General features: G+C 36.8%; 13 protein-coding genes. 1 reads left to right on the top strand and 12 read right to left on the bottom strand.

What is annotated here, in order from left to right:
* Nucleotides 1-2: 2 nt before the first annotated feature.
* The 11 genes from LKL37_RS01955 to LKL37_RS01905 all read right to left on the bottom strand — a co-directional run bounded on the left by LKL37_RS01955 (nucleotide 3) and on the right by LKL37_RS01905 (nucleotide 12853).
* Nucleotides 3-911 (bottom strand): AEC family transporter, encoded by a 909-nt coding sequence (locus LKL37_RS01955; protein WP_431608904.1) that lies wholly within the window; start codon nucleotides 909-911, stop codon nucleotides 3-5.
* Nucleotides 912-1077: 166 nt separating this feature from the next.
* Nucleotides 1078-3546 carry a beta-mannosidase gene (locus tag LKL37_RS01950; protein WP_431608903.1) on the bottom strand — a complete coding sequence of 823 codons (2469 nt, stop codon included), beginning with the start codon at nucleotides 3544-3546 and terminating at the stop codon, nucleotides 1078-1080.
* A 127-nt stretch (nucleotides 3547-3673) separates the two neighbouring features.
* Nucleotides 3674-4336, bottom strand: coding sequence for a copper homeostasis protein CutC (locus LKL37_RS01945; protein ID WP_431608902.1), 663 nt, complete (start codon nucleotides 4334-4336; stop codon nucleotides 3674-3676).
* A gap of 18 nt (nucleotides 4337-4354) precedes the next feature.
* Nucleotides 4355-4897 carry a hypothetical protein gene (locus tag LKL37_RS01940; RefSeq protein ID WP_431608901.1) on the bottom strand — a complete coding sequence of 181 codons (543 nt, stop codon included), beginning with the start codon at nucleotides 4895-4897 and terminating at the stop codon, nucleotides 4355-4357.
* A gap of 202 nt (nucleotides 4898-5099) precedes the next feature.
* Nucleotides 5100-6092: an isoaspartyl peptidase/L-asparaginase family protein gene (locus LKL37_RS01935; protein ID WP_431608900.1), complete on the bottom strand. Its 993-nt coding sequence runs from the start codon at nucleotides 6090-6092 to the stop codon at nucleotides 5100-5102.
* A 193-nt stretch (nucleotides 6093-6285) separates the two neighbouring features.
* Nucleotides 6286-6774 (bottom strand): DUF6691 family protein, encoded by a 489-nt coding sequence (locus LKL37_RS01930; RefSeq protein ID WP_431608899.1) that lies wholly within the window; start codon nucleotides 6772-6774, stop codon nucleotides 6286-6288.
* A 27-nt stretch (nucleotides 6775-6801) separates the two neighbouring features.
* Nucleotides 6802-7365 carry a YeeE/YedE family protein gene (locus LKL37_RS01925; protein WP_431608898.1) on the bottom strand — a complete coding sequence of 188 codons (564 nt, stop codon included), beginning with the start codon at nucleotides 7363-7365 and terminating at the stop codon, nucleotides 6802-6804.
* Nucleotides 7366-7368: 3 nt separating this feature from the next.
* Entirely contained in the window at nucleotides 7369-8796 is a 1428-nt protein-coding gene (locus LKL37_RS01920; protein WP_431608897.1) for an MBL fold metallo-hydrolase, read from the bottom strand.
* A gap of 84 nt (nucleotides 8797-8880) precedes the next feature.
* Nucleotides 8881-9675, bottom strand: a complete 795-nt coding sequence (locus LKL37_RS01915) for a sulfite exporter TauE/SafE family protein (protein ID WP_431608896.1) — start codon at nucleotides 9673-9675, stop codon at nucleotides 8881-8883.
* 244 nt (nucleotides 9676-9919) lie between these two features.
* Nucleotides 9920-10570 carry a Crp/Fnr family transcriptional regulator gene (locus LKL37_RS01910; RefSeq protein WP_431608895.1) on the bottom strand — a complete coding sequence of 217 codons (651 nt, stop codon included), beginning with the start codon at nucleotides 10568-10570 and terminating at the stop codon, nucleotides 9920-9922.
* Between the two features lie 18 nt (nucleotides 10571-10588).
* The gene (locus LKL37_RS01905) at nucleotides 10589-12853 is read right to left on the bottom strand and encodes a glycoside hydrolase family 20 protein (RefSeq protein WP_431608894.1); all 2265 of its coding nucleotides are present in this window, start codon (nucleotides 12851-12853) and stop codon (nucleotides 10589-10591) included.
* Between the two features lie 274 nt (nucleotides 12854-13127).
* Here LKL37_RS01905 and LKL37_RS01900 point away from each other — a divergent pair, with 274 nt between their 5' ends.
* Nucleotides 13128-13949, top strand: a complete 822-nt coding sequence (locus LKL37_RS01900; protein WP_431608893.1) for a DUF4197 domain-containing protein — start codon at nucleotides 13128-13130, stop codon at nucleotides 13947-13949.
* Between the two features lie 344 nt (nucleotides 13950-14293).
* Here LKL37_RS01900 and LKL37_RS01895 read toward each other — a convergent pair whose 3' ends face one another.
* Nucleotides 14294-14947, bottom strand: coding sequence for a CoA transferase subunit B (locus LKL37_RS01895; protein WP_431608891.1), 654 nt, complete (start codon nucleotides 14945-14947; stop codon nucleotides 14294-14296).
* Nucleotides 14948-15043 lie beyond the last annotated feature (96 nt).

Below are 15043 nucleotides of genomic sequence, written 5' to 3'. Positions count from 1 at the left end.
GGTTAAAAAAAGTATTCGGTCATTTCATACCAGAATGCAGAGGTAAAAAATCCGACAATAATACTGACTCCGATGATCAGGTTGGTCAGTTTTGTATTCAATCTGAACTGTTCTGCGATAATACTTGAGGTAACGAGTGTAGGCATAGCTGCTTCAAAAACCGTAATTTTTGCCACATCTCCTTTTATTCCAAATAACAGAGCCATTCCCAGAACAATTGCGGGTGCCAGAATCAATTTATAAAGCATAGACATGGACATCTGAGGAATCAACTTTTTCCATCCATTGAATTTCAGCTGTAATCCTACAGAAAACAAAGCTAACGGACTTACTGTTGCTGCTAATTTATCAAAGAACGGCTCTGCTACAGTAAAATCAATGAACTGCGACAATACCAAAGCAGAAATACATCCTATTAACGGAGGAAACGTAACAAGTCTTTTTAAAATAAATAGTGCACTTACCTTTCCTGATCTGCTTCCTCCTTTCACTGCCGCAATAATTCCGAGCGTGGAAAGAGAAAAAAACATAGTCTGGTCACAGATAATAGCAATACTCAGAAGTCCTTCACCATAAAAGGCACTGATTAAAGGAAATCCTATAAACGAAGTATTGCTATAACCGCTTGCCAGTTCTAAAGTACTTCTGGATCGCCTTGAATACCCTTTGCTCTTACTGTACACCATCATAAAGAAAAAGCAGAACACAGAAATTAAAAATGTGGCTGCAATCGGAAACAGCATTTCCGTTGTCCATTTTACTTTAGGCAGATATTTAAACGAAACTGCCGGAAGAGCAAGATAAAGAATCCAGGTGTTGATACCTTTGTGGGCATCGGGGTGGATAGATTTTGTTGCTTTGAATATCATTCCTGCAATGATACACACTGCAATCAGAACAAAATTTACCATAACTATAAAGAAATATAGTGCAAATTTACGGCTGATTTTTGAGTTGGAAGGGTAAAATTTATATTTTTTTAGCAGAATTTTTAATGTGAGATAAGACTTATTACCATGTTGAGTTTTAAAACCTTGATATGGTTAGACTACCTGAGAAAGTATTTCAAAATAGTTTTTAATCCTTCATTACTTCCCAAAGACTCATGACTTCAATTTTTTCCAAAGGTTTTGAAAGGATAACCCTTTTTGAAGTTCCCGGTAACAGATCAAAGAAATTATCACTGAAATGGGTGTCTCCTATCAGATAAATATCTTTCGCTAAAACATCTGTTGATATTTCAATTTCTGTAGGTGAAATTTTTCTGATGGTAATCTCCGGTTTTGAAAGTTTTAAATCTTTAGGTTTATTAAAAAAGAACAGCTTTTCAAATGTTGTATCTTTTTCAGCACTGATTTTTAAAACAGCTCCGGACAAATCAAACTGAGCCAGTTCTGACTTACTTATACTTCGTATTTTCTTACTAACATCAGCTCTAATATCATCTGATTGATTAGCTTTCCAAAGTATTTTCCCTTTAAAATCAATGAGTTCAAACTTTATATCTGTTTTCAATTCTTTCAATAGATCACTTATCAGATAAACGTCATAGTTTTTTTCTGTTTCCGCTACTGATACCAACATTGGTTCGAAGCTTCTTTTTGCCTGATAATGGAAGGCTTTCCAGTTTCCGAGATAGTCGATGGACGACCAGGAAACTACCGGCCAGCAATCGTTCAGCTGCCAGTACAAAGTTCCCATATTATACGGTTTTGCGCGGCGGTGAGCTTCAATGGCAATCTGCATTCCTCTTGCCTGTAACAACTGTGAAACGTAATTGTATTGTACAAAATCGGTCGGAATTTTGTAATCCCGTTTCAGGTATTCATTAATAATATCCCAGCCACGGGCATGTTTTTCATGGGCTTTAATGGTCGGATTTTGTAGACTTAAATCCGGAGTTCCGGAAAACATTGATTTTGTGGTTTCAAGAGTGGGTGTTCCCTGAAAGCCATATTCAGACATAAAACGTCCTACTTTTTCGTTGTAAATTTCAAAGGGCTGCTCACCCCACCACACCCCCCAATAATGGGAATCTCCTTCTGTAAGGCTTTCTTTATGTCCCCAACCGATGGATGGAGAGCTTGGCCAGTATATATTTTTATCAGACTTCAGGTTCTCTTTTAATGCATTTGGAATTACCTCATGGAAGAGCTTTTTATAATCTTTCCAAACCCGTAATGAGTCGTTTTTTGAATAGTTGAACTGCTTCTGATATCCCCAGTTGACAATCGCTTCATCAATTTCATTATTTCCGCACCATAAAGCAATTGACGGGTGATTCTGAAGCCTGTTGACCTGATCTTTTACTTCTTCTTTTACATTCTTTAAAAAAGCTTCATCTGCCGGATAAAAGCTTCCTGCAAACATAAAATCCTGCCATACCAGAATTCCGTTTTCGTCACAGGCTTTGTAAAATTCATCATTTTCATAAATACCTCCGCCCCAGATACGGATCATATTCATATTGGCGTCTTTGGTATCTTTGATGAGTTTATGATATTTTTCTTTGGTCATTCTGGGCGAAAAGCTATCTCCCGGAATCCAGTTGGTTCCTTTGATATACAATGGCTGTCCATTCACTTTAAAATAGAATGATTTTCCTTTTTCGTCTTTTTCCTGAACCAATTCTACCGTTCTTATTCCTATTCTGATATTTTTAGCATCAATCTTTTTCTGTTCTTTTGAAAGTTTCACTTCAAAATCATAAAGATTGGCTTCACCGCGGCCGTTAGGCTGCCAAAGCTTCATCTCATTTGTTTCGTAAGGAACCGATATTGTATTATTTCCTTTTTTTAAAGATATTTTTTGATGGGTTTTATTAAGATCCAAAGTATAATTTCCGGCATTTTGCGCATCAATTTCTACGTCAAAATGCAAATCATTAGAACCATCAGCAGCTTTTTTCTGAATATCTTTAACGGTAATAATTTTGGCATTATTCCAGAATTCTAACTGAACGTCTTTCCATATTCCTGCCGTAACCAATCTTGGACCCCAATCCCATCCAAACTGGTATTGTGCTTTTCTCACAAAACTTCTTGGTGATTCCGGCATGGTGAACGGAACTTTTTTCGCTAATTCTTTTCCGGTATTTACAGCAGATGTAAACTTAATCTGAACTGTATTCTTTCCTGCTTTCAGATATTGTTTCACCGGAATTTCCCATTTCCGGAACATATTGTCTGTTTTCTTTAACAGCTTGCCATTAAGGTAGACTTCTGAAAATGTATCCAGCCCGTTAAAAACAAGATCAATATTGTCATTTTTTAATTCCTGAGAGGAAACCATAAACACAGTCTGATAATCCCAGTCTTCATTCTCAATCCACTGTACCTTTTTTTCATTTTCATCTTTGTAAGGATCCTGAATAATTTTGTTGTTCATTAAATCCAAATGAACCGTTCCCGGAACTTTCGCAGGAAGCCAGTTTTGATCTTTTGAATTTCTGAACTGCCAGTTTTCGGAAGACAGATTTCTTTGTGAAAACTGCGCGGAAAGGATATTCTGTGTGAAAAGGAAAGCAAAAAGGATCGTTCTATTCATCAATAAATTTGTTTTGTATCGTATAATACCAGTGATTTTGTCATTCCGAGGAACGAAGGAATCTCCACTTTGAAAATTTAGATTCCACGCTGCGCTCGGAATGACAAACCGGATGCATATTATTGTATTATTTACTCTTCAACGCAACCACTTCATCAGGGTTGGCAAAAGCCCCACCATCAGTAATCGCTGAAGAATGGAAGTAATTAGCATTGGTAACAGCTCTTATTCCTTCAATATTGGATGAACGAAGTCCGCCTCCAACAAGGATTTCGATTCTTCCATCAGAGAGCTCAACCAGTTTCTTAAGATTTTCTTTTCCTTCAGATACATTAGGTTTCTGGCCAGAAGTAAGGATGGTTGTAAAACCACACTCGATTACTTTTTCTAAAGAATCTTCCAGATTTGCAGCACGGTCAAAAGCGCGATGAAAAGTACAAGGAAGTGGTTTTGCCAGTTCCACTAAAGTTTTATTCTGTTCTATATTGACCTCATCATTTTCATCCAGAATACCAAATACAAAACCATCTGCATGTAAAGATTTTAAATGAACCAAATCACTTTTCATCTGTTCAAATTCTGAATCTGAATAAGTGAAATCTCCACCTCTGGGACGGATCATCACAAAAATTGGGATGGTAATTTTCTCACGAAGTTTTTTCATGGTTTCAAAGTCCGGAGTGGTACCGCCTTCACTAAGCCCATCACATAATTCTATTCTGTCTGCTCCGTTTTCAAAAGCAACTATCGCTGATTCAGGGTTAAAACAAGCTATTTCTATTTTTGACATTCTATGATTTATTTAATTTTACTTTGGCTCATCCTGCAATACATCTGCAATCAAAAAGAAACCGTTTTCTTTTACTACTTTTACAACAGAGGGATAGTAAGCTTTAAAACCATCATCTCTCAGCACGACATTGAAGATATATGCATCTTTTGAAGAGGATTTTAAATCACAGCTATCAACTTCAATATTAATCCAATCCTGCGAAGGAATGAGAAATCCTATACCCATACCTGCTTTACGGGTATCGAACTTCGACTTCCATTTCTCCTTAAATTCTTTTTCTGTAAGGCTTCCGTCTACATCAAGATCAACATTCATGGCATCCGTTTTATAATCAAAATAGTCTTTTGTGGTGATCTTCTGTAAATTCTTTTCTCCATTTCCGATATCAGCTTTGAAGTACTCTACAATGCTTTTTTCCAACCACTTTTTTGCAGCTTCTGCTTCATTGGACTCATTATTCAAAACTGCTTTTTCTTTTATCTGCTGTGTTTTAATCTCCTTCTTTTCTTCCTTACATGCGATAATCATAAATAAGGAAGCAATGATTGCTCTTTTCATATTTTATGTTTTGGCTAAAGCCAATAGGTGTCATTGATTTGTTTAAATGGGCTAAAGCCCATTTATATTGAATTTTTAATTTTTGTTGGAATAACGCAAAGGCACAAAGATTTTTCTTATAGCACATTCTTTTAAGGCGTAAGGATTTTATCTCCGATAAAATATATTTATAATTCGTTGCAAAGTTCTTTCTATCAAACAATTATTTTAAAGCAAATTCCGGTTTTTCAAGGCGGTTTCCTTTCTGATCATAAACGGCAAAGTTGAAGCCGTCCTGAATACAATAAGATCCATATTCTCCCTGTTTATTGATCGCAATAAAGCCTACCTGAATATCTTTTAGATTTTTGTTTCTTCGCTGAGTGATTTTAACAATTCTTTCCACGGCTTCTTTACAGGCTTCCTGTGGATTTCTGCCTTGTCTCATCAGTTCAACTACAAGATGAGTTCCAACCGTTCTTATGACTTCTTCGCCATGGCCCGTTGCTGTAGCAGCTCCTACTTCATTATCTACAAACAGACCTGCTCCGATAATCGGGGAATCTCCTACTCTGCCGTGCATTTTGAAAGCCATTCCGCTCGTTGTACAGGCACCGGAAAGATTTCCTTGTGCATCCAAAGCGATCATTCCTATGGTATCATGATTTTCAATATTCGCGATAGGTTTATACTGACTCGTTTTTAACCATTCTTTCCATTCTTTTTCTGATTCCGGAGTGAGAAGATTTTCTTTTTTAAAACCTTGTGAAAGGGCAAACTGTAATGCTCCGTCTCCTACAAGCATAACGTGAGGGGTTTTTTCCATTACCGCCCTGGCAACGGAAATTGGATTTTTAACATGTTCAAGACATGCAACGGAACCGATATTATAATTTTCATCCATGATGCAGGCATCCAGCGTTACTCTTCCATCTCTATCCGGACGGCCTCCATACCCAACACTTCTTTCTTTTGGATCTAATTCTACGAGACGAACTCCTTTTTCAACTGCATCCAAAGCTTTTCCTCCTTTTCCAAGGATTGTCCAGGCTTCTTCATTGGCCTTTAATCCGAAATTCCAGGTAGAAAGGACAATCGGTTTGTTGACAGTTTTGGTGTTTCCGGGTAAGTCTTTAGCGATTAATTCTAAAGGGTTTACGGCAAGTGCGAGAGAAGCTGCGGCGGTTTTTTTTATAAAGTTTCGTCTACTTTGCATATCAGGTTTATTAGGCTTACAAATTAACAATTTTCCAGCTGTTAGAAAAGTAAAAAGACCGCAGAAAAGTATTCTGTAGTCTTTTAATTTATAGTAAGATTGTTTTGAAGCTTTACAAACGAATCATAAAATGGTTGTAAATGAAAATATTTTACATGTAATTCTTTCAAAAACTTTGATTTACACGAACTTATTAATGAGGCAATTTATCTTTGAAATATCCATATACCCATGTTCCGGCAATAGCACTCAAAAGGGTAACGGATACTGCTAAAGCTCCTGTTCCGATCTGCGCAAAAAGAGGTCCGGGACAGGCTCCAGTGATTGCCCAGCCGAAACCAAATATCAATCCACCGTAGATCTGGCCTTTATTAAATTTTTTGGGTGTCAGTGTAATGGGTTCGCCATAGATTGTTTTTATATTGAATTTTTTGATCAGCCATATCGAAATCATTCCTACCAATACAGCACTTCCGATAATTCCGTACATATGAAAAGACTGCAGACGGAACATTTCCTGTATTCTGAACCAACTGATGACTTCTGCTTTCACAAAAATAATCCCGAATATAACTCCTGCAGCAAGATACTTCAGGTTGTAATACCATGGATGAGTAGGGACACTTTCGTTCACACAAACAGCATTCTGACGACTGATATCCTGTTCTTTTTCTTTTATCATGATAAAATTTCTCTTTTTAAATTATAATTACAGGGAAAGGATGGCAGGTAAAATGACATTAGCCATTAAGAAACCGCCGATCATAAAACAGATTGTTGCCACCAGAGAAGGCCATTGCAGGTTGGAAAGTCCCATGATAGCATGTCCGCTGGTACACCCTCCTGCATATCTGGTCCCGAAACCTACTAAAAACCCACCCACTACCATCATGATAAATCCTCTCAGCGTCAACAGGCTTTCGAAATTCATCAGTTGTACCGGAACCAGATTACTATACTCTGTAATTCCATAGCCAGCCAGTTCTGTTTTCAGATTGGGATTCACCGTTATTTCATTGGGATTCACCAAAAAATTTGCAGCAATCATTCCTCCAAAGAATATTCCCAACACAAAAAACAGATTCCAGGCTTCTTTTTTCCAGTCGTATTTGAAGAAATTCACATTTGCGGGTATACAGGCTGCACAGATATGCCTCAGCGAGGAACTGATTCCAAAGGATTTATTCCCAATAATCAATAAAGCGGGAACGGTAAGGCCAATCAACGGACCGGCAATATACCATGGCCATGGTTCTTTTATCATCTCCAACATTTTTTATTTTTTATCTAATTTATTTAAAATTTTACTTTGACACACAAAATTACTTTTGGAAATTCCTGTGGATGCAATGGCATTGAAGCCTCCTTCTATTTCTGAGAAATTCCGGTATCCTCTTGCCTGAAGGATACTTGCCGCCATTGTGCTTCTGTATCCACTTCCACAATGCATATAAAAATGTTCTTCCGGCTGTAAGGTATGAATCCATCCGTTGATATAGGCTAATGGTCTATTGTAGGCTTCCTGGATATGTTCCGAATTATATTCACTTTCTTTTCTTATATCTATAATTTTTGTCTCTTTTCCTTTTATCTCATTTTCAAACTGCTCTGCAGAAATACGGTTGACCAGGTCTGTTTCCTTTCCGCTTTTCATCCAGGTTTCAAAACCTCCATCCAAAAATCCTAAAATATTGTCGAATCCTACTCTGCTTAATCGGGTTACTGCTTCTTCTTCAGCTCCATTTTTCGTTACCAGCAGAATAGGTTGGTTGACATCTGCAATTAAAGCACCTACCCAAGGGGCAAAATCACCATCCAGTCCTATATTTATAGATTGTGGTATAAAACCTCTTGCAAACTCACGGTTGTTTCTTACATCTAAAATCAAAGCTCCTGAAGCTTCAGCAATTTCTTCAAACTGATCCGGAACAAGAGCATGCAATCCCTTTGCAAGAACTTCATCAAAACTGCCATATCCTTTTTTATTCATCATCACATTCATCCCGAAATAAGCAGGCGGCGGCAAAAGTCCATCAGTAACTTCTTTTATAAAACTCTCTTTGTCATTCTGGTTTAAAGCATAATTGGTTCTCTTCTGATTTCCCAATGTATCTACAGTTTCTTTCTGCATATTTTTACCGCAGGCGGAACCGGCTCCGTGAGCTGGATAAACAGTAATATCATCATCTAAAGGCAAGATCTTACTGTACAAACTATCATATAAAAGTCCTGCCAGTTCTTCCTGCGTCATATCAGCTCCTTTCTGGGCCAGATCCGGACGGCCTACATCTCCAAGGAATAAAGTATCGCCGCTGAAAAGTGCTTTTTCAACGCCATTTTCATCGATCAACAGGTAACATGAACTTTCAAGTGTATGTCCCGGTGTATGAAGAACTTTGATTGTACTATTTCCTATTTTAAATATCTGTTCATCTTCTGCGATGGTTGCTTCAAATTCAGGATTAGCTGTAGGTCCGTAAACAATCGGAGCTCCTGTTTTATGGCTTAAATCCAGATGTCCACTGACGAAATCAGCGTGAAAATGGGTTTCAAAAATATATTTCAACTGTACCCCGTCTTCTTTCAATCTGTTGATATAAGGCTGTGTTTCTCTTAACGGATCAATAATTGCAGCTTCTCCGCCTGAAGTAATATAGTAAGCGCCCTGTGCAAGGCATCCTGTATAAATCTGTTCTATTTTCATTGTATTTATTTTTTGATCATGTTATCTGATACAAATCTCCTGCTTTCCTTTTTCCTCTACAGCTACTTTTGTTACATAAGAAAATTAAAGGAAAATTTCTTTGATAATAATGTAGATCCCCATGATCAGGATAAACCATCCGAAAGCAGGTTTCAGTTTTTTACCTTCTATTTTCTTTGATAACTGTGAACCTATTATAATTCCGACAATAGCAATGCCTGTAATAGAAACCAACAGTTTCCATTCTATTGCCACATGATTCAAAGAAGAAAAGAATCCGATTAAAGAATTGAGGGAGATAATGACTAAAGATGTTCCTATCGCAATCTTCATCGGAATTTTTAAAAGATTGACCAATGCAGGAATGATCATAAAACCACCTCCAGCGCCTACCAATCCTGTTAAAAATCCGACTATTGAGCCCTGTCCAGCTATCAGCAAAGTATTATTTTTATCCTCTGTACTTTCCAAAGGCTTTTCTGAAGTATTTTGGCTTATCATTTTATAAGAAGCCAGAATCATTAAACCTGCAAAAATCAGTAGTAAAAAAATGTTTCTGGTAATGGTAAAGTTCTCTATTCTGAGGATCTCATCCGGAATGTAAGGCAGAAGATATATCCTGGTCAGAATGATGGAAATTACAGAAGGAATTCCGAATATCAATGCCATTTTGAAATTAACCAAACCTTTTTTAAAATATGACACTGAGCCCACCAAACTGCTTACTCCCACTACAAAAAGAGAATATTCCGTTGCCATAAAGGCATCAATCCCGAAGAGATAAACCAAAACAGGAACGGTGAGAATACTTCCCCCACCTCCAATCAGACCAAGAGAAATTCCAATTAAAACTGCTGCTACATACCCTATAATTTCCATTTCGCTATTCAACTAATTATGATGCAAAAATGGGAATGTAAGAAGGAAGCTACAGCTACTTTTGTTACATAAGGAGATTTTTTAATATGAATGAACACGGATAGGTTCACAAAGGGTACAAATAAGCTATTGTGAGAAATATAGAGATTGCTTCACCTACGTTTGCAATGACTTTTACCACCCCGTCAAAAATTCCTTGAATTTTTGCCACCCCTCCGGAGGAGGGGAATGTGAGTACCTTTGATTAAATTGAAGTTGAGTTCAGGGGTTTCAGTAGGACGATTTTATTTCTTCCCAGCTTCAGTTTTCCGTCTTCTTCCAACTGTTTCAGAAGTCTGGATACCACTACTCTTGCAGTTCCAAGCTCATTAGCCAGTTGTTCGTGGGTTGTATGGATGGTTTCTGAGTGAGTCAGTTCAGATTTTTTCTGCAGAAGACTTAAAAGCCTTTCATCTACTTTTTTGAAAGCAATAGCATTAATGATATCTAACAGTTCTTCAAATCTTTTGTGGTACAATCTGAAAATATAGTCTAACCATTCCGGATATTCTTTGATGAATAAAGAGACCTTGTCTACGGGTAGAAAAAGGATCTCTGCATCTTCTTCAATTTCGGCTTTTACAATACTTTTTTCATTGTGCATTCCACCAAGGAAAGACATGATACAGCTTTCTCCGGCTTTGATATAGTATAACAGAATTTCACGTCCGTCCTCTTCTGTTCTGATGACTTTCAGCATTCCTTTCATCACAATAGGAATGGAGCGGATGGAGGCATTTTCATCTAAAATAATATCTCCTTCATGGTAGTTTTTGGTTGTACCATAATGATACAGTTTTTCCACCAGATCTGGTGATGATAAAAATTCCGAGGAAAGTATGGTATTGTCCTGCATTTTTTAATTCTAATACAACTAATTTACGCCAATTTCATCAACAAATAACCATGCTTTTGAATCTGCCCCTGGATTTCCAGCCGGAATAATACCTGCATTTTCAATACTTACTTTCAGGTATTTTGCATTCTGCGTTTCTACATTTACTTTGATTTTTCCATTGGCATTTTGAATTTCTGTGATTCCGATTTCTTTAATCAGTTTAAAATTCCTGTTATCATCAGAAACAAAAATTTTTGCCGATTTAGCCAGATGAATCCAGCTTCCTTTATTTTCAAGAGTATTGAAATAAACTTCAGAGAAGGTTGTTTTCTGCCCAAAATCTATTGTTGCTACCACATCTTTTCCCTGAAAGCCAAGCCATGTTTTGCCAAGCTGTTTTACATTTCCGATTATTCCGTCTACCAATGTGAAAGCACCTCCAAAAGAGTAATTTTCATTGGGCTGCTGCTCCAGTGTTATACTTTTCCCTGTGGTTTTTGAAATGGTAAACTGCTGTGTAGATACTGCACTTTTCAACTGTCCTTCTTCAAAATAAGCTGATTTGATCGTTAAAGAACTAGGAATCTGAACTGCATTCTGATACGTTTTGGAATTAATTGTAGGATTGGTTCCGTCCAGTGTATATCTGATCCCATTTGAGTTCTGTGAAGTTGACAATTCGTAAGCAATTCCGTTATTGGAAGGAACTACTTTTCCAATAATGTTATAAATGCTTTTTGCATAGCTCACATTCATTTTATCCAGAACTTTGAACTGGCTGATCACTCTGTTTTCAAATTCTTTATATTTTTTAGGATCTGATGTCCCCCATCCTACTTCAGAAAGTGCCATTAATCTTGGAAAAATCATGTACTGTACCTGCTTAAAATCCAAAATATATTCTGTCCACAGGTTGGCCTGAACTCCCATGATATATTTAGCCTGCTCTGCATTCAGTTCGGAAGGAATAGGATTATAGGAATAAACTTTCTCTAAAGGAGTAAAACCACCAAAAGCATTAGGTTCAGACTGTGGATCGCCCTGATAATGGTCGAAATAACAATATGCACCCGGTGTCATTACGGCAAAGTGCTTTGATTTTGCAGCTTCAATACCTCCGTTCACGCCCGTCCAGCTCATTACAGCTGCATTAGGAGCTAAACCGCCTTCTAAAATTTCGTCCCAGCCAATAATTTTTCGACCTTTGCTGTTGACATATTTTTCAATTCTATGAATAAAATAGCTTTGTAAGCCATGTTCGTCTTTTAAATTATTTTTCTTAATCAATTCCTGGCAGTGTGCACATTCTTTCCATCTTGTTTTCGGGCACTCATCTCCCCCGATATGAATGTATTTGGATGGAAATAATTTGATCACCTCATCAAGAACGTTTTCCAGAAAGGTAAATGTTTCATCTTTCGGACAGAAAACATCATCAAAAACGCCCCATTTTGTAGCAGCTTCAAAAGGACCTTTTGTACATGCCAGTTCAGGATATGCAGATAATGCAGCCAAAGCATGACCCGGCATTTCTATTTCCGGAACCACGGTGATGTGTCTCTCCTGAGCATATTTTACCACCTCTTTTATTTGTTCCTGAGTATAAAAATAAGGACCATACGGTTTTCCGTCAAATGTATTGTCAACATAAGCCCCAATCATGGATTCTTTACGTTTTGAACCAATCTGAGTAAGCTTAGGATACTTTTTTATTTCAATTCTCCATCCCTGATCATCCGTTAAATGCCAATGAAACGTATTCAGTTTATACATCGCCAGATAATCGATATACTGCTTCACCTCATCTACAGTAAAAAAATGACGGCATACATCCAGATGCATTCCTCTCCATGCAAACTTCGGCTGATCTTCAATCTTAAGAGCTGGAATTTTCTTTGCCTCTTTATACTGTTCAATAATCTGAATTAAAGTTTGAATTGCCAGAAAATATCCTTGTTTCGTATAAGATTTAATATGAATTTGTTTTGGAGAAACTTCAATTGAATAATATTCTTTTTTCTGTTCAGCATCTGCTCCCGAAGCCGATGGGATTATAGAATTTGACAAATGAATGCCTCCACCCTTCTGAGCATATTGAAATTTTAAGAGAGACCCTATTCTTTTTTTGAAATATTCTGTCTCCTCTTTCGGCAGATCACCACTCAATACTAAAGTATCAGGGATTACAAATTCTCCTTGTAAAAGCTCAACTTTTTGAGGATAAGGAATTATATTCAATTTATTTTGGGCAAAAATCAAGTTTGAAATCAATACAAAAAATGCTAAAAAAGTCCGTATCATTGGATGTGGTTAAGGTTTGAGCTAAGATAATTATTTTTCAAAACTTATGACTCATTTTCACCAAACTGATTGATATATATTTAATAAGAGTTTAATAATATTAAAATAATCCTTGTCGAAAAAAATCTATGATCTTCTCTTAACGGGTTTTATTCCTTACAACTTGTTAACGGTTTAATTGAATCGGCAACAAGCTATTAATTTATGGTTTGTTTTTTGATAAGTTTAGACGACTTTAAAAAATTAAAAGGTTTAAATTTGTAAAAAAAATACGATGAAAAAAAGCATTTTTCTGGCAGCAGGATTATTATTCTCAATGTCAGCTCAGGCACAACTTTTAGATATCATAAAATCTACTGTTAAAAATAAAACAGGTGTAGACCTTAATGTTCCCGTAAAAAATAACGGTACTGCAACAACACCTACTACCACTACGACAACAACTTCTGGCAAACCTAATAATTCACCTGTCAACCTTGGAAGTCTTACTTCTACTCAGATTTCCTCAGGATTAAAGGAGGCTTTAAGTATGGGAGTAACTGATGGGGTAAAAAAGCTGGCTATTACTGATGGTTTCTTCAAAAATGAAGCGGTAAAAATTTTAATGCCTGAAAAGTTAAGAAAGATCGACACAACTTTACGTTCCATCGGAATGGGAAGTCTTGCTGATGAAGGAGTGAAATTGCTGAACAGAGCTGCTGAAGACGCCGTAACAGAAGCTGCGCCTATTTTCACAAATGCTATTACATCAATGACGATTACAGATGCCAAGAATATTTTATTAGGAAGTAATAATGCTGCAACAAGCTATCTGCAGGGAAAAACACAGACCCAGCTGTTCAATGCTTTTCAGCCTAAGGTAAAGGCTTCTTTAGGAAAAGTAGGTGCTGATACTCTTTGGAAAAACCTTATTTCAAAATATAATACGTTTACAGGGCAAGCTGTCACTACAGATCTTAATGAATATGTTACTACAGAAACCATTAATGGGGTATTCAAAATGGTAGCTGATAAAGAAAGTGGCATCAGAAATACGCCTGCCATGAGAACGACAAGTATTTTGCAGAAGGTATTTGGAGCTCAGGATGGGAAATAAAATAAGAGGTTAGATTGACTTTCTAACTGTTTAGATATAAAAGCTGTTTCATGATGAGACAGCTTTTTTTTGGTTTTAATTTCTTTTGTCTTGAAATTATATTTTAACCATAAAAGGCACAAAAGCTTTTTAATAATTGTGTCTTTTAAGTCATCAACTTTATACATTAGAAGTGCACATAAGCATTTGAAAATCTTCGATTTTCTTCTTCTGTGAACTTACATGCGGTATTATTTTAAACTAACTACAGTAGAATTAAGTAATTAAAAACTTTTGTGACTTTTATGGTAAGCGATTTATCGCATAAAAAAACCTTGTCAGTGACAAGGTTTTTTATATTAAAATTAGAACTGCATTTCAGGAATTTCTCCTTCAATAATCAGATCTGCTTCTGTAGCTTTGATAATATCTTCTACTGAAACGCCCGGCGCTCTTTCCACCAGTTTGAATCCTGCCGGAGTAACGTCCAGAACAGCTAGTTCAGTAACCACTTTTTTTACACAGTTTACCCCCGTTAAAGGAAGTGTACATTTTTTAAGGATTTTGCTTTCCCCTGCTTTGTTCACGTGCATCATTGCAACAATAATGTTTTCAGCAGAAGCTACCAAATCCATGGCACCACCCATTCCTTTCACCATTTTTCCGGGAATTTTCCAGTTGGCAATATCTCCATTTTCTGAAACTTCCATGGCTCCAAGGATGGTAAGATCTACTTTCTGACCACGAATCATCCCGAAACTAAAGGCAGAATCAAAGAATGAACCTCCTTCCAGAATAGTAATAGTCTGCTTTCCGGCATTGATGATATCAGCATCTTCTTCTCCTTTGAAAGGGAAAGGCCCCATCCCCAAAACTCCATTCTCACTCTGGAATTCTACGGAAATACCTTCCGGAACATAGTTGGCAACCAAAGTAGGAATCCCAATTCCCAGGTTTACATAATAACGATCTTTCAGTTCTTTTGAAATTCTTTTGGCAATTTGTTCTTTTGTAAGCATAATAAAAACTTAGACTGCAATTTAATTATTTTCACTTGAATACAAAAGGGCTTTGTTGTATTCAACAATTAACACTGTTAGTTAAAATAATATCTG

It is taken from the genome of Chryseobacterium sp. 'Rf worker isolate 10', from assembly GCF_050753305.1.
Lineage (GTDB): Bacteria > Bacteroidota > Bacteroidia > Flavobacteriales > Weeksellaceae > Chryseobacterium.
Note: the sequence above shows the minus strand (reverse complement) of the source record. Positions and strands in the feature narration are given on the sequence as shown.

Bases quoted from the DNA above. Each gene is read 5' to 3' on its own strand.
- LKL37_RS01900 (WP_431608893.1), top strand. From the start codon at position 13,128: ATGAAAAAAAGCATTTTTCTGGCAGCAGGATTATTATTCTCAATGTCA.
- LKL37_RS01945 (WP_431608902.1), bottom strand. From the start codon at position 4,336: ATGTCAAAAATAGAAATAGCTTGTTTTAACCCTGAATCAGCGATAGTT.
- LKL37_RS01905 (WP_431608894.1), bottom strand. From the start codon at position 12,853: ATGATACGGACTTTTTTAGCATTTTTTGTATTGATTTCAAACTTGATT.
- LKL37_RS01950 (WP_431608903.1), bottom strand. From the start codon at position 3,546: ATGAATAGAACGATCCTTTTTGCTTTCCTTTTCACACAGAATATCCTT.
- LKL37_RS01930 (WP_431608899.1), bottom strand. From the start codon at position 6,774: ATGATAAAAGAAAAAGAACAGGATATCAGTCGTCAGAATGCTGTTTGT.
- LKL37_RS01925 (WP_431608898.1), bottom strand. From the start codon at position 7,365: ATGTTGGAGATGATAAAAGAACCATGGCCATGGTATATTGCCGGTCCG.
- LKL37_RS01915 (WP_431608896.1), bottom strand. From the start codon at position 9,675: ATGGAAATTATAGGGTATGTAGCAGCAGTTTTAATTGGAATTTCTCTT.
- LKL37_RS01955 (WP_431608904.1), bottom strand. From the start codon at position 911: ATGGTAAATTTTGTTCTGATTGCAGTGTGTATCATTGCAGGAATGATA.
- LKL37_RS01895 (WP_431608891.1), bottom strand. From the start codon at position 14,947: ATGCTTACAAAAGAACAAATTGCCAAAAGAATTTCAAAAGAACTGAAA.
- LKL37_RS01920 (WP_431608897.1), bottom strand. From the start codon at position 8,796: ATGAAAATAGAACAGATTTATACAGGATGCCTTGCACAGGGCGCTTAC.
- LKL37_RS01910 (WP_431608895.1), bottom strand. From the start codon at position 10,570: ATGCAGGACAATACCATACTTTCCTCGGAATTTTTATCATCACCAGAT.
- LKL37_RS01940 (WP_431608901.1), bottom strand. From the start codon at position 4,897: ATGAAAAGAGCAATCATTGCTTCCTTATTTATGATTATCGCATGTAAG.
- LKL37_RS01935 (WP_431608900.1), bottom strand. From the start codon at position 6,092: ATGCAAAGTAGACGAAACTTTATAAAAAAAACCGCCGCAGCTTCTCTC.